A 15,169-nucleotide genomic window follows, 5' to 3' on the forward strand; every position below is an offset into this window, starting at 1 on the left:
CTGTATATTCACCTTCTGGTAGTGCTTCAGTCGGTGTATACGACCAGTTACCTTCAGGATCTACAGTCGCATCACCTGTTGCTACAGGGTTGCCATCTTTGTCTAAGATTTCAACTTTTACTGTTGCGCCTGGTTCAGTCTTACCATTAATTTCAGGAGTTGTGTCACTAGTATCTTCTATAGGATCGATTGTAATTTCTGGATCGATCGTATCAACTTCAACCGTAGTTTTAGCAGGTTGACTTACATTTCCTACCGCATCACGAGCTGAAGCCTCGACACTATATGTTCCATCAGGTAACGCTTTAGATGGCTTATATGTCCAGCTACCATCAGCTGCAACATTCACAACTGCAGATTGAACAACCTTGCCAGCCGCATCCTTGATTTCAACACGTACTTGTGTTGCACCATCTTCAGTTTTACCTTTAAAGGTAGGCGCATCAATGTTCGTAAGTGGTAACTCTTCAATCGTTACTTTAGGTGGAGTAATATCCACAGTAAAGCTTGAAGTAGCGACTTTACTATTACCAGCCGCGTCATATGCTGTTGCTTCTAGTTTATAATCACCTTCAGCTAATGTTACAGGTGATTTAAACTGCCATTTACCGTTGGTCACTGTAGCAGGACCTTCTGCAATAATCTTACCTGAACTATCGCGAATCACTACTTTTACGCTCTCACTATCTTTAGTGGTTCCCGTAAATGTAGGCGTTTGATTTTTAGTTGTAGTCACTGGATTATTCTCCGATTCCGAAAGAGTATTTGCGATTGCAGCGATTGCAAAAGTTGATTGATTCGTTGCTGTATCCCAACCCTCAGGTTCAGGATCAGTAGGTATTGGATCGATGTCTATGTCTGGAGGAGTTAAGTCAACATTGAATTCTTGTTTTTCTTCTTCACCTTTATTTCCTGATTTATCAATAGGCGTTACGATAACTTCGTATTTACCTTCATCCAGGTTTTTCTCAGGTGTATATTCCCATTTACCATCTTTATCAACAGGAACAGTTTCTTTATCAACCACGTTCCCATCTTTATCTTTAATTTCTATTTCAACATTAGATTCTGGCTCACCTTCACCTGATAATTTAGGTGTTTCTGAGTTTGTTTCACCCTTATTTCCAATTTCATCAATAGTGATGTCTGACGGTGGGACAGTATCAAGCGTGATTGTCTTAATCGGTGATTTATCACTTTCTTGACCACTTACAGTTTGTGTGACAGAAAGCTCATAGATACCATCTTTTAAATCTTGATCAGGTGTAAAACTCCAATCACCATTAGACAATGCAACCGTCTCACCAATTAGTTCATCGCCATTATAGATTTTGATGATTGCACCAGGTTGAGCTCCAGAACCTTTGATTTCTGGGCGAGCATCATTTGTTACACCGCCATCAGCAACTTCACCGATATGCTCTGGCACATCATCAATGACGATTGGTGCATTTAATAATGCATTTGGCTTTGGCTGAGGGTTAGGCGTAGGATTAGAGTCAGAACCATTATCTGCGACTGCTGCAATTGCACCAGCTGCACCAGCACCAATTAACCAAGGGAGAATACCACCGATAAAATCATCGGAATAAAGAAGAGGTTCGATTTCTTCTATTGGGTAATACAGAATTGTTTCTGCAATTGAGCCATCTTCATTGGTAAATTTAACCCAATAAAGTTGACCACTTTCATCTTGGAATACGAGGCTGTTATCAGCAAATGAAGGATTGAAATAGTTTTCAATCACAATCACTTCACCATTACGCAAATTGATTAGAGCATTATTATTATCACGAGTGATTGAAGCTACATCATCTTTAGATACTTGAACGACAACTACAGAGTTTTCGTTAAGCCCCACTTGACTAGAGTTGACATTCTCTAATACCTGATGACTCTCTTTAGATATTACGGAGATATTAGCCATGGTAAATTCTCACTTATAAATTTTATTTTTATCGATCTTTCTACATCTAAGATACAAAAAAGATAGACACTATTATCTATAAGTGAGATTTATATCACATTTTTAAGATTTAATGCGAATAGATTTTGCGTCTTTTATCAGCTTTTTGTAACCGCTCATCCACACTCAAAATATATCTTTTATTTACAGATACTTATTACATAAGAATTAATATTTTTACTTATTTTTAGGATATTTCAGGTCACCAAATTTCAAAGGCTTACTTATCATAATTTCTGCTATATTTAGTTTAACTACATACGGTAACTTGTTCATCTAACATTTTAATGTTAGTAAACTAGTATACTTTTCATTTTATATTGAAAATTAATACTTACTTTTTAGTAAGTTAAGAAATAAATTTTGCTTTAAATATTATGTAATTTTCACATTTTAATTTTATATTTCATCGATAAAATTCTGCGTAACTGAATAAAATATTTAAACAATATCACTGTTATATTCTGCATTGATCATGCTTAATTCATAAAAAAAAGAGCAAGCACTATCATGCTTGCTTCAATTAAATATAATTTTTTTAGAAATTTTCTGGATTTTCTAACTTCTTCACCTCTTCAGCTTTAGCGGGATGATGGACGATTGCCACACCATCATCAGAAGTCCGATCTAATATCACTTCAGGATTATAAATCGTAATAATCTCATTACCTTTACTATCTTCACCAACAATATATTTAAATCCTTTACGATTAAGCTTATTACATAATCGCTGATATATTCCCTTTAAGCCCTCTTTTTCCTCATTAGGATTGTAATAGAAAGCATTCATGACTGCTGGCAAACCTAAACCACATACTACGCCCGATAATAAAACAACAATAAAAGTATAACCAATCAAGATACTACTGTATTGCCTTAACTCTGGGACATTAGCAACCGCTAGAATTAGAGCCAATGAAATCCCCCCTCTTACTCCACCCCATGATAAAATTGCTAGGCTACCGTTATAGCTTTTCTTACGAAACGATGGGAAGAATGCAAAAGCCAGAAAGTTCGCAGCAAAACGAGAAATATGTAAAATTACAAATGCGATAATACCGCCAAGTATCATGCTGGCATTAAGATCAAGAATAAACAGCTCTAAACCAATTAAAGTAAATAAAAAAGAATTAATGATGCCTTCGACTGTATGCCAAAAGTGATTTACTTCTTGGATTTCACGATTTTGTAAAATTTCTTTCCATTTATTACCAACAATAAGTCCACCAATCACACATGCGATTGGTGCTGATGCATGAGCAAATAAAGCAACCAAATATGAACCACAAGCCAGTAAAGCTGTCGTTAGGATTAATGATTCCATTTCATGCTTCCCGCGAAGCAATCGTAAAATCCCCCAACCAAATACCAAACCAATAATTACAGCTACCACAATTTCATAAAGGAGTGTTTGTAGTGTCAGTAACAGACTAAAATGCTCGCCTTCAAGTACATTCAACAAAGTCATAAATACAGCAATACACATTGCATCATTGAAAAGTGATTCACCCTCCAATTTCACCATTAGATGATGTGGTGCACGTACAGAACTGAGCACCCCTTTGATTCCGATTGGATCTGTAGCACCTAAAGCAGAACCAAGTAATAAAAGTACGAGTATTGGTACAGGGTTACCAATCAAATATTGAAATCCAAATAATAATCCACCAAACAATGCTGCACACAAAACCAAAGCAATAGTGGCAAGAATACTAATTGGCTTCCAATATACTTTTAAATCAGACACTTTAAATTTCAATGCCGACGATGTAAGAATGAAGCAAATAACACCATTTACGAGAAAATCATAAAAATCAATATGACGTACTGCTTCTTCAATATTCGCCAAATTAATGGTGATAAAACGATTATCCCCTAATAAATTGGCAGCCCATTGCAGAATAAAGACAAAAATTGCTGAAACAATTGGCACCCCTATCGCTTGGGGAAAACCTAGAATTCGTTTATTGAATATGGTGGTGGCAATTGAGAGGGCAAAAACCACTGTAAATACTTGGAGAAAAAAAAAGTTGCCCATTTTGCACTCTATGATATGTTTTAATAAAATGAGATCATTTAAATTTTAAATGAAAAAACTATAGCCATTTATTTATTTTATATAAAGAATGATTACTCGCAATCCCTTTTTTTTAAAGATGTGTAGCCTTCCTAATAAATTATTCCATTAGCAGGCTACATGTTTTAACTTTGCAAAAAAATCAATCGATTCTGCTTGTTAGATTTAGATTGAGGTATTGAATGTATCACATTGGTTCACATCACCTGTTTTCATGCCACGATCGAACCAATACATTCTTTGTTGGCTTGTGCCGTGGGTAAAGCTATCAGGAACCACATGTCCTCTAGCCTTTTTCTGAAGATAATCATCACCAATCTTATGCGCCGCATCCATTGCCTCTTCAACATCACCTTGCTCCAAGAATTGAGTTCGTTGATGTGTATCTTTTGCCCACACACCAGCTAGACAATCAGCTTGCAATTCCAAACGGACTGATAATTGGTTCCCTTGAGCTTCAGTAGCTCGTTGTCTAGCTTGTTGGACTTGAGTTGAAATACCTAAAAGATTTTGAATATGATGTCCGACTTCATGCGCAATCACATAAGCTTGTGCAAAGTCACCAGCAGCATTTTGTGTAGATAATTCTGATTGATTTCGTTCACCCGATATACCCATTTGCTGACGCATATCTTTAAAAAAATCAGTATCAATATAGATTTTTTGGTCTGCAGGACAATAAAATGGCCCCATCGCTGACTGGGCTGTACCACAGCCTGAATTGACTACACCACTAAATATCACTAGTTTCGGTGCTTGGTATTGCATTCCCTGTTTTTGAAAAACGGTGGTCCATGTATCTTCAGTATCAGCAAGTACCGTACCAACAAATGCCGCTGTTTCTTGTTGCTCGGGTGTTGGGTTTTCAATCACTATCGCTTGTTGCTGATTATTAGAAGTCACTTGTTTAGTTGCCTGATAGGCTTGTTGTGGATCAACCCCAAAAAATTTCCAAGCAACAAATGCAACAACTAAACCGAGAATACTAATTCCACCAGCTTTAGCCCCACCACCTCCACGGCGATCTTCTAAATTACTACTTACTCTCCGGCCTTTCCAACGCATAATCTCAGCCCTTTTTTAATCATATAACTTCTTATAATACGTTATTTCATCAAACTCTAAACTTTTCTAACGTTCCATAGTTTTTGTATTCCTGAAACAACGACCAAAACAATAAGTCCTGCAATAAAACCTATGACAAAGTTTAAGAGCGTCGGGGTTAAAGCACCGATGATACTGCCTACATTTGGAATATGTTCAATATAATCGACAGAATCTTCAGTAAAGTGATGAAATAATGGAATGGTATGATTAATAATACCACCACCAACCAAGAACATCGCTATTGTTCCGACAATGGTTAGCGTCTTCATAAGTTTAGGCGCAAAAGCAAGTAAGCCCTGACCAATTCTTTGTTTCAATGCAGACGTTTGTTTGACGAGATAAAATCCCAAATCATCAATTTTAACAATCATAGCAACCAAACCATAAACACCAATCGTCATTAAAATTGCGATGACTGACAAGACTGCAACCTTAATTCCAAAAGTAGCTGCTGCAACTGTACCCAATGAAATAACGATAATTTCAGCAGATAAAATAAAGTCTGTTCGTATCGCGCCTTTGATTTTATCTTTCTCAAAAGTTGCTAGATCTACATTTAAGTTTTCGAGTTCTTTTTCGGCCTGTTCAGATGTTTTAGCTTTTTTATGGTGTAATGAGTGAATTACTTTTTCTACACCTTCATAACATAAAAATAATCCACCTAACATCAATAATGGATTTATAAGCCAAGGTGCAATCACACTAATTAATAATGCTAATGGAACCAAAATTAATTTATTAACAAATGAGCCTTTTGCAACAGACCAAACGACAGGCAATTCACGGTCGGCTTTCACACCACTAACTTGTTGAGCATTGAGTGCTAAGTCATCACCCAATACACCGGCCGTTTTTTTTGCAGCCATTTTACTCATCAACGCAACATCATCAAGAATGGTGGCTATATCATCTAATAGCACCAATAAACTATTTGCCATTATTGTTATCCTTCTTTGTTTTTTGGAATTTTATTCTTCTATTTCAATTTATTCTGTATCAACATTATTAATACTATCTCAAATAAGGCGTTTTTAATTCGATTCTTTCGATGCTTTATGCTGACATAAAAAAAAATAATGCCGTACAATATTGTGAAATTTTAAAAATTCAGCCCTAGTGTTGATGACTTTGGTATAGAAAATGAGTAATCAAGATAATCGCCCTGTTATTTTGACAGGTGACCGTCCAACTGGACAACTACATTTAGGCCACTTTGTCGGTTCTTTACGTTCACGAGTAGGTTTGCAAGATTCCCATCACCAACATCTATTATTGGCTGATGCACAAGCTTTTACAGACAATGCTGATAACTTCGAAAAAGTTAGACGTAATATTATTGAAGTTGCAACTGACTATCTCGCTGTTGGGATCGACCCGACAAAAACAACAATTTGCGTTCAATCAAGCTTGCCAGCTTTGAATGAGCTGACCATGCTTTATTTAAACTTTGTCACAGTTTCAAGACTAGAACGAAATCCTACGATTAAATCTGAAATACAAATGCGTGGGTTCGAGCGTGACATCCCAGCTGGATTCTTATGCTATCCAGTTGCTCAAGCAGCTGATATCACTGCTTTTAAAGCATCGATTGTGCCCGTGGGTGAAGACCAAATTCCAATGATTGAACAAACAAATGAAATTGTTCGTCGTTTAAATCGTCAGATTGGTCAAGAGCTTTTGCCTGAATGTAAGGCACTGCTATCGAATGTAGGTCGATTACCAGGATTTGATGGTAAAGCTAAAATGTCTAAATCATTGGGCAATACAATTGTCTTAGATGCTTCTGATAAAGACATTAAAAAAGCGGTAAATGCAATGTATACAGATCCTAATCATCTTCGTATTGAAGATCCAGGTCAGGTGGAAGGTAATGTTGTATTTACTTATTTAGATGCTTTCGATCCAAATCCAGAAGAAGTAGCAGAGCTTAAAGATCACTATCGTCGTGGTGGTTTAGGTGATGGTACAGTCAAAAAACGCCTTGAAGGTGTTCTAAAAGAGTTGATCACGCCTATTCGTGAACGTCGTATGGAGCTTGCTAAGGATCCTGATTATATTATGGATATCTTAAAAACTGGTACTGACAAATGTCGTGATATCACGCAAGCAACACTGGATGAAGTTAAAGCTGGATTAGGTGTTTTTAAATTTTAATTCCTAAAAAATAACCAAACTTAAAGCCGCGTCATATTGCGGCTTTTTTTATGGCTATTTATTAGCCTATTTAAAATTAACCTTCAATTAAACTTATTAACGTAATCTTACACGTTTTAACCCGACTACCAATGAGTTGCTAAATGAAATTGAATATCATTTATTTACTGTTATGAATACCCCCAAAATTCATAACATTTCTCCTTAACCGAAACTATGTAAGCAGATTCGTTGTTCTGCGCAGTGATCACCCCAATCACTGCGTATTTTTTTTAGGTTGAATCCATACAGAATGAAATCAATATTATATAATTGATAATTACGACACTTTGTTTTATTATTTTGATTGAAATTTGATAAAAATTCTAATATCTATAAGAGACTACCCATGTGGGACATGTTTATAAATCCGTCGAACCTATTCTTCAGTATTAGTATTTGCTTGATGTTTTTTATAGGCATTCTTGAAGTCTTTCTATTAATAACAGGTCTCAGTAGTCAAGGATTTTTAGAGCAATTTCTACCTAGCTCATTAGAATCTTCTCCTGAAATGATCGTTGACCATCAATCTAGTATTTGGATTCAATTTTTAGATTGGCTTTATCTTGGACGTATTCCTATATTAATTTGGCTGATCATCTTTCTCACGACCTTTTCCATTGCTGGCTTCTTAGCTCAATCTATTATCCATCATATATTTGGATCATTTTTAACTGTCTGGCTCATTACTCCACTCGTACTTGTAGTCTGTATGCCATTTGTACGACTATTCTCAAGATGGATAGTAAAAATCATCCCTAAAGATGAAACCACAGCAATTCATAGCGACGATTTAATTGGACTTCGAGCAGAAATCATTTTAGGTACTGCTCGTCTGCACTATCCTGCGCAAGCAAAACTCAAAGATCGCTTTGGTCAAACACATTATATTTTAGTCGAACCTGAAGCTGACGAAATATTCGTACAAGGTCAACAAGTCTTACTTACACAACGAAGTCTCAAAGGCTTTCAAGCCATTTCACAGTAAATCAACTTAGAGAAAAAAATGTTTAGTTCAAGTTTTTATCAAATTATTATAATAGCAGGACTTATTCTCATTGCGCTTGTTGTCATTGGAACCATTATTGCACGACTATATAAACGCTCGAGCAAAGAAGTTTCATTTGTCAGAACTGGTTTTGGTGGGGAAAAAGTTATATTAGGAGGCGGTGCAATTGTACTTCCTGTTTTACATGAAGTCATTCCTGTCAATATGAATACCCTTCGCTTAGAAGTTAAACGTGCAGCTGATCAAGCCTTGATTACGCGTGATCGAATGCGTGTAGATGTTATGGCTGAGTTCTATGTTCGTGTTAAGCCAACAGCTGAATCGATTGCTACCGCGGCACAAACTTTGGGTCAAAAAACCATGTCACCAAATGAATTAAAAGATTTGGTTGAAGGTAAATTTGTAGATTCCCTGCGTGCAGTAGCAGCAGAAATGGCTATGGAAGAGTTACATGAAAAACGTGTCGACTTCGTTCAGAAAGTTCAACAAGTTGTTTCAGAAGATCTGTTCAAAAATGGTTTAGAACTCGAAACTGTATCTTTAACAGGTCTTGATCAGACCAGCTTTAAATTTTTTAATCCACAAAATGCATTTGATGCAGAAGGTTTAACAAAATTAACAGAAACTATTGAAGATCGTCGAAAAAAACGTAACGATATTGAACAAGATGCTGACTTAGCCATTAAAGCGAAAAATTTAGAAGCTGAACAAGCACGCCTTCAAATCCTGCGTGAAGAAGAATACGCAAAGATGCAACAAGAGCGTGAAATTTCGATTCGAAAAGCTGAACAACTTGCTGAAATTGCAACGCAAGAAGCTGCCAAAAAACGTGAGGCAGAAGAAGCCCAAATCGCTGCAGAACGTGAAATTGAATTAAAACGTATTTCAGCTGCACGTGATGTCGAAAATCAAAATATTCAAAAAGCTCAAATTATTGAACAAGCGCAAGTAGAACAAAAGAAAACCATTGAACTTGCGGAACAAGATCGCGCAATCGCGATTGCCGAGAAATCTCGTGCTGAATCTGAAGCCAAAGCACTTGCTGACCAAGCTCGTGCGCAAGCAGTGAAAGCCGAGGAAGAAGTTGTGACTGTTCGTGAAACACAGCGAGCTGAGCGTCTTAAAGCGGTTGAACTTGTTGCTGCAAAACAGGCTGCAGAAACTGATGCTATTTCAATTACTGTGGCTGCCGAGGCATCAAAACAAGCTGCTGTAGATGAGGCTGAAGCTGTGCGTACTGCGGCTGAAGCAGAAGCAGAAAAAGTTCGCCTAAAAGCTAAAGGTGAAGCTGATGCTAAAATTCTTTTGGCTCAAGCTTTAGAAAAACAATACCAAGTCGATGCTGAAGGGACACGCGCAGTCAATGAAGCAAATAATATTTTGTCAAGTGAACAAGTTGAGATGCAAATTCGTTTGGCACTTTTGAAGTATTTGCCTGAAATTATCCGTGAAAGTGTTAAACCAATGGAAAATATTGATGATATCAAGATATTACAAGTGAATGGTCTTGGTGGCATTACTGGCGCCACAACTTCAGCTGATCAAGCAGATCAATCACAATCCGTTGCACTTTCAGATCAAGTGGTGAATAGCGCACTTAGATATCGTTCGCAAGCACCTCTTATTGACAGCTTAATGAGTGAACTCGGTATTCAGGGTGGAGACATCAACGGTCTAACACAAAACCTAAAACCTAAAACCAATTAATAATAAAAGCCCTGATTTTCAGGGCTTTTATTCGCTTTACTGCTAGCTATTGCTGTTCTTATTATTTTTAAGATTACAAATATTATTTTAGGATTGATCAGTTTTCCTTATCCGACGATCTCATGCATTTTTCTTTTACTCCTGCTTTAGCAATTGATGCAGTCACTTTATGACGTTATGTATCTTTATTCTAGGCGCAATTTTTGCTGGATTTATTCAAGGACTCACAGGTTTTGCCTTCGCTCTTATTGCGATGTCTTTTTGGGTATGGATTCTACCGCCTCAGATCACCGCCCCCTTGGTCGTTTGTGCATCACTATGGTGTCATATCATTTCAATGTATAAAGAACCAAGAACCTTTATAAAGCCTTCTATCGTTTGGGTCTATATTATCGCTGGCTTAATTGGCGTACCTTTGGGTACTTTTTTGCTTCATTATATCAATGCAGACACGTTCAAATTACTACTTGGGATATTTTTATTAATTTGGTGTCCACTCATGTTCTTTAATCCGCAACTACATTGCTTAAAAGATACCAGACTCAGGATGGACGGCTTAATTGGTTTTTTGGGTGGAATCTTAGGTGGGCTCGGTGGATTCTGTGGTGCAATTCCCTCGGCTTGGGTGATGCTAAAACAACTTCCTAAACATGAGCAACGCAACATTCTTCGACATTTTAATTTCGCCATTCAACTGTTTACTTTGCTCATCTATTTATTTAACCAGACCATTAACGTAAATCACTTGTCCTATTTGTGGATTTTGATCTTCACGGTCAGCCTACCAACGATCATTGGAGCAAAAATTTTTTATCAAATATCTGAGCAAAAATTTAAGTCGATTGTCTTAACTTTATTGTTTTTTTCAGGTTTTATTTTAACCTTAAGCACAATTTTCTTATATTAAAAAAGGCAGATTATTCTGCCTTCTCCATATATCAACTGTTGTACGAATATCGTTGGTCAACACTAAAATTTTCCGGGAATTTAGCTGAAATCTTTGAATAAAATTCCATAATTTCTGCCATATCCACTTCTATATCTCCAGTAGGATAAATAATTTTACCTACACCACATTTTTTTTGACTGTAATCCATATATGCTAAAGCGATTGGGACATTCGCTGTAATTGCCACATGGTAAAAACCTGTTTTCCATTTTTCTTGTTTTGACCTTGTTCCCTCGGGCGTCACCAACATGACCAGTTTTGGATGATCTTTAAAAAGATCTGCCATTAATTGCACCATGCTAGGTCTTTCCTCTCCCTCTTTCTTCGGTCGGCGATTAATTCCGATCCCTCCCATAGCACGGACAAAAGGACCAAATGGAAACTTCATATAGCTGTCTTTAATTGTAATTCTGACATTTACACCTAAAGCTTTGAGCGCTAATCGCGCGTATAAAGCATCCCAGTTACTAGTATGTGGTGCAGCAATCATGACACATTGGTCTAAATCTAAGGGCCAATGGTTATCAATTTCCCAACCTAACGCATTTAAACTCTGTTCAGCAAATTTTTCAAACATATAAATATACAAATGTAAATTTTCGGGATTGTAACAGCTTTGGCATTACTTTTATTCAAAATATGTATTAGGTTTTACTATCGCTGTTTTTCTATCTATACATCAATTAAATTGGCTCATGTATTTAGTTAAATAATTTCATTAACAATAAAAAAACCCTGCTTACGCAGGGTTTTTTTGAATCAGTTCAGTGCTTATGCAGAGAATTGGTTCATTGTGTTTTTCGCATCGTCACCCGCTTTAAGCGCGTTGTCACCAGCGAAGATTTCTTTGTGGTCATCACCGATGTCTGAACCAGCCATTGCTTGGTGTTTAACACAAGCGATACCGCCACGGATTTCTTTACGTTGTACGCCAGCAACATAAGCCAACATACCTTCAGAACCGAAGTAACCTTCTGCAAGCTCATGTGTAGAAAGCGCAGCAGTGTGGTAAGTCGGAAGTGTAATCAAGTGATGGAATACACCTGCTTCACGAGAAGCATCAGCTTGGAACGTACGGATCTTCGCATCAGCATCAGCAGCTAATTCAGTATTGTCATACTCAGCGCTCATTAACTTAGCACGGTCGTAAGCAGATACGTCTTTACCTTCAGCAACCCAACGGTCGTAAGCTTGTTGACGGAAGTTTAACGTCCAGTTGAATGATGGTGAGTTGTTATAAACAAGTTTTGCATTTGGCACAACTTCACGTACACGGTTCACCATGTGAGCGATTTCTTCAACGTTTGGCGTTGCAGTTTCGATCCAAAGAAGGTCAGCACCGTTCTGTAAGCTAGTTACACAGTCAAGTACAACACGATCAATTTGAGTGCCTTCACGGAATTGGTACAAGCCAGAAGCTAAACGCTTAGGACGGTGAAGTTTACCATCACGTTTGATTAGGATTTCGTCTTCAGTTGCTTCTGAGATGTCAATTTCTTGAGTGTCTAAGTAGCTGATGTATTGAGAAGCGATGTCGCCTGGCTCTTTAACCACTGGGATTTTTTGAGTCAAGTCAGCGCCTTCAGAGTCAGTACGAGCAACGATGATACCGTCGTCAAGACCCATTTCTAAGAATGCATAACGAAGCGCATGGATTTTCGCGATGAAGTCTTCATGTGGAACAGTTACTTTACCAGCTTGGTGACCACATTGTTTCGCGTCAGATACCTGGTTTTCGATTTGAAGTGCACATGCACCCGCTTCGATCATTTTCTTAGCTAAAAGGTAAGTTGCTTCTTCGTTACCGAAACCAGCGTCGATGTCGGCAATAATTGGCACAACGTGAGTTTGGAAGTTGTCGATTTGTGAAGTGATTTCAGCAGCTTTAGCAGTATCACCCGCTTCTTGTGCTTTTTTAAGTGCACGGAATAAGTCGTTTAATTCTTTTGCGTCTGCTTGACGTAAGAATGTGTAGATTTCTTCGATCAATGCAGGAACTGAAGTTTTTTCGTGCATAGATTGGTCAGGAAGTGGACCAAACTCAGAACGAAGTGCAGCAACCATCCAACCAGAAAGGTAGATGTAACGGCGTTCAGTAGTACCGAAGTATTTTTTGTTCGCAATCATTTTTTGTTGTGCGATGAAACCATGCCAGCACCCCAAAGATTGAGTATATTTGCTAGAATCAGCATCATAAGCAGCCATATCACGACGCATAATCGCAGCTGTGTATTTCGCAATATCTAAACCCGTTTTGAAACGGTTTTGAAGTTGCATACGTGCAGCATCTTCAGGACTGATGTCTGCCCAAGTGTTGCCGAATTTTGCTTTTAATTCGCGGATTGCATCAATCGCTGTTTGGTATGTAGTCATGATATTTTACCCTGTATATAATTTTAGGATTTATCAATCGAAGGACTAAATCTACTCGGTATTAATTGTTCAGATTTAGAGCGCTTCGTTGCTATGGACTTAGCTTAGATTGACTCTAGAAATTAATCCAATATTTTCGTTTAATTCTCAGTATTTATTTAAAAAATATGTAGATTAAAGTCGTAATATAAATAAAATACCATTCGATAAATTATTGATTTTAATAAAATTTGCAAAATAAATATTTGTACACTTTTAACACAATTTGAGTAATTCTTGTTCATTAGACTTAAGTATCAAACTCACCATTACGTTTATTTTTTCTTCAAACATCTTTAGGTTTTACCGTTCAATTGACTTTTCTGACAGAAGATCATTAATAAACTGTTAGTTTTAAATGAATATTTTTTAAACTGTGCGCCGTATTAATGAAATCAACAACAAAGCATTTAAATTGAGATAAACCTAAAACAATTCAGAACATAATATGACAATTTGAAAAACTACTGAGCCCCTATTTCTTAAATAAATGTATAGGGTCTCTCTTATGATAAAAAAACCGTAAATTTGATGAATATATGTTAAATTCTGCTGAAAAAATCAGCATAAAAACACACAAACCTAAGCGCTTATGGCATAATTCTTCACGATTTCAAAAATTTATTTTCGGTATTTTTTTTATGAATCTTGAGCGGGTTGATCTCAATCTCTTAATTTACTTAGATGTTCTTTTGCGAGAGAAGAATGTTACACGTGCAGCAGAACAATTGGGTGTTACTCAGCCTGCAATGAGTAATATTTTGCGTCGTCTTCGTAACTTATTTAATGATCCGCTTTTAATTCGCTCTTCTGAAGGGATGACTCCTACAGAAAGGGCTTTAGAACTACAGCCTCGTATTCGTGATGCCCTTTCTGATCTCTCTATGATCTTAGAACCACGAACAGAATTTAGACCTTATACGTCAAATCGTGTTTTCCGCATCATGACTTCAGATTATGCTGAAGCTACACTTGTGCCTCGCTTAGTAAAGGCTCTGCGTTCAGAAGCACCAAATGTTGTTTTAGATTTTCTAACACCGAGTGATGTATCTTATCGTGATATGGAACAAGGTAAAGTTGATCTCGCCATCAACCGTTTCAACGAAATACCACAAAGTTTTCATCAGGTTCTGGTGTGGCGTGACAGCTTTTCATGCTTACTGAATAATAAGCATCCTGCCGTCAATAATTTGAATCTAAAAAGTTATCTAGATGCGCAACATATCTGGGTTTCTAAAACTGGGATGGGGGTAGGATTTGGTGTTAATCCAGAAAAACAAGCTGGTTTAGGTTGGATTGATCAAGCTTTAGAACGTATTGGTCAAAAACGCAAAATTTCGGTATTTACACGTCATTATCAAATGCCAGGTTTATTAGCTTCTAATGTCGATCTCATTGCGACATTACCGACGAAAATCGCTCGCCTGCAAGCTAAAAGTCAAAACTTGATGCTCAAAGACCCTCCATTTTACATTCCTGAATTTGAACTCAAAATGGCGTGGTGCCCTCTATTACATCATCATCCTGCTCATCGTTGGTTACGTCAGTTGATTTTATATGTTGCTCGTCAAATGACTGAGGAAGAAAATCGTGAATTTCTTTCAAATAACAATACCCACTTCTCACAATTTTGATTGAGTAGAGCTGATTTAAATCAATACTTTAAAATTTTTTACTCAATAACTATGATATTGAGGTAGTGTAAAAATTCACTACCTCTATGTTTTTTGTGATAAAACTTTCCTCATA

Annotated in this window: 11 protein-coding genes; 5 read left to right on the forward strand and 6 right to left on the reverse strand. The window is 37.0% G+C overall.

Going from position 1 to position 15,169, the window contains the following annotated elements; genetic code table 11:
• The 4 genes from FTV17_RS05775 to FTV17_RS05790 all read right to left on the reverse strand — a co-directional run.
• Positions 1-1,927, reverse strand: a 1,927-nt coding sequence (locus FTV17_RS05775) for an Ig-like domain-containing protein (protein WP_179998546.1), incomplete at its 3' end; no start/stop codon positions are given.
• Between the two features lie 577 nt (positions 1,928-2,504).
• Positions 2,505-4,004 carry a sodium:proton antiporter gene (locus tag FTV17_RS05780; RefSeq protein WP_179998547.1) on the reverse strand — a complete coding sequence of 500 codons (1,500 nt, stop codon included), beginning with the start codon at positions 4,002-4,004 and terminating at the stop codon, positions 2,505-2,507.
• 204 nt (positions 4,005-4,208) lie between these two features.
• Positions 4,209-5,108 carry a neutral zinc metallopeptidase gene (locus FTV17_RS05785; RefSeq protein WP_179998548.1) on the reverse strand — a complete coding sequence of 300 codons (900 nt, stop codon included), beginning with the start codon at positions 5,106-5,108 and terminating at the stop codon, positions 4,209-4,211.
• 56 nt (positions 5,109-5,164) lie between these two features.
• Complete coding sequence (locus FTV17_RS05790; RefSeq protein WP_179998549.1) at positions 5,165-6,088, reverse strand: DUF808 domain-containing protein; 924 nt, start codon at positions 6,086-6,088, stop codon at positions 5,165-5,167.
• Between the two features lie 202 nt (positions 6,089-6,290).
• Between FTV17_RS05790 and trpS the strand changes: the two genes are divergently transcribed.
• The 4 genes from trpS (at position 6,291) to FTV17_RS05810 (ending at position 10,966) form a co-directional block, all read left to right on the forward strand.
• Positions 6,291-7,304 carry a tryptophan--tRNA ligase gene (gene trpS, locus FTV17_RS05795; protein WP_092767023.1) on the forward strand — a complete coding sequence of 338 codons (1,014 nt, stop codon included), beginning with the start codon at positions 6,291-6,293 and terminating at the stop codon, positions 7,302-7,304.
• A 388-nt stretch (positions 7,305-7,692) separates the two neighbouring features.
• Positions 7,693-8,331, forward strand: coding sequence for a YqiJ family protein (locus FTV17_RS05800; RefSeq protein ID WP_179998550.1), 639 nt, complete (start codon positions 7,693-7,695; stop codon positions 8,329-8,331).
• Between the two features lie 18 nt (positions 8,332-8,349).
• Complete coding sequence (locus FTV17_RS05805; protein ID WP_179998551.1) at positions 8,350-10,059, forward strand: flotillin family protein; 1,710 nt, start codon at positions 8,350-8,352, stop codon at positions 10,057-10,059.
• A gap of 169 nt (positions 10,060-10,228) precedes the next feature.
• Complete coding sequence (locus FTV17_RS05810; protein WP_179998552.1) at positions 10,229-10,966, forward strand: sulfite exporter TauE/SafE family protein; 738 nt, start codon at positions 10,229-10,231, stop codon at positions 10,964-10,966.
• Positions 10,967-10,997: 31 nt separating this feature from the next.
• Here FTV17_RS05810 and FTV17_RS05815 read toward each other — a convergent pair whose 3' ends face one another.
• Positions 10,998-11,585 carry a 1-acyl-sn-glycerol-3-phosphate acyltransferase gene (locus FTV17_RS05815; protein WP_179998553.1) on the reverse strand — a complete coding sequence of 196 codons (588 nt, stop codon included), beginning with the start codon at positions 11,583-11,585 and terminating at the stop codon, positions 10,998-11,000.
• A gap of 194 nt (positions 11,586-11,779) precedes the next feature.
• Positions 11,780-13,381 (reverse strand): isocitrate lyase, encoded by a 1,602-nt coding sequence (locus FTV17_RS05820; protein ID WP_179998554.1) that lies wholly within the window; start codon positions 13,379-13,381, stop codon positions 11,780-11,782.
• A gap of 680 nt (positions 13,382-14,061) precedes the next feature.
• On the opposite strand from FTV17_RS05820, the gene FTV17_RS05825 reads away from it, so the two are divergent.
• Positions 14,062-15,054, forward strand: a complete 993-nt coding sequence (locus tag FTV17_RS05825) for a LysR family transcriptional regulator (protein ID WP_035268043.1) — start codon at positions 14,062-14,064, stop codon at positions 15,052-15,054.
• The last annotated feature ends 115 nt before the right edge of the window (positions 15,055-15,169 follow it).

This window comes from Acinetobacter sp. YH12239 (assembly GCF_013417635.1).
Lineage (GTDB): Bacteria > Pseudomonadota > Gammaproteobacteria > Pseudomonadales > Moraxellaceae > Acinetobacter.

Coding starts and splice junctions, on each gene's coding strand:
- FTV17_RS05780 (WP_179998547.1), bottom strand. CDS start 4,004: ATGGGCAACTTTTTTTTTCTCCAAGTATTTACAGTGGTTTTTGCCCTC.
- FTV17_RS05785 (WP_179998548.1), bottom strand. CDS start 5,108: ATGCGTTGGAAAGGCCGGAGAGTAAGTAGTAATTTAGAAGATCGCCGT.
- FTV17_RS05790 (WP_179998549.1), bottom strand. CDS start 6,088: ATGGCAAATAGTTTATTGGTGCTATTAGATGATATAGCCACCATTCTT.
- trpS (WP_092767023.1), top strand. CDS start 6,291: ATGAGTAATCAAGATAATCGCCCTGTTATTTTGACAGGTGACCGTCCA.
- FTV17_RS05800 (WP_179998550.1), top strand. CDS start 7,693: ATGTGGGACATGTTTATAAATCCGTCGAACCTATTCTTCAGTATTAGT.
- FTV17_RS05805 (WP_179998551.1), top strand. CDS start 8,350: ATGTTTAGTTCAAGTTTTTATCAAATTATTATAATAGCAGGACTTATT.
- FTV17_RS05810 (WP_179998552.1), top strand. CDS start 10,229: ATGACGTTATGTATCTTTATTCTAGGCGCAATTTTTGCTGGATTTATT.
- FTV17_RS05815 (WP_179998553.1), bottom strand. CDS start 11,585: ATGTTTGAAAAATTTGCTGAACAGAGTTTAAATGCGTTAGGTTGGGAA.
- FTV17_RS05820 (WP_179998554.1), bottom strand. CDS start 13,381: ATGACTACATACCAAACAGCGATTGATGCAATCCGCGAATTAAAAGCA.
- FTV17_RS05825 (WP_035268043.1), top strand. CDS start 14,062: ATGAATCTTGAGCGGGTTGATCTCAATCTCTTAATTTACTTAGATGTT.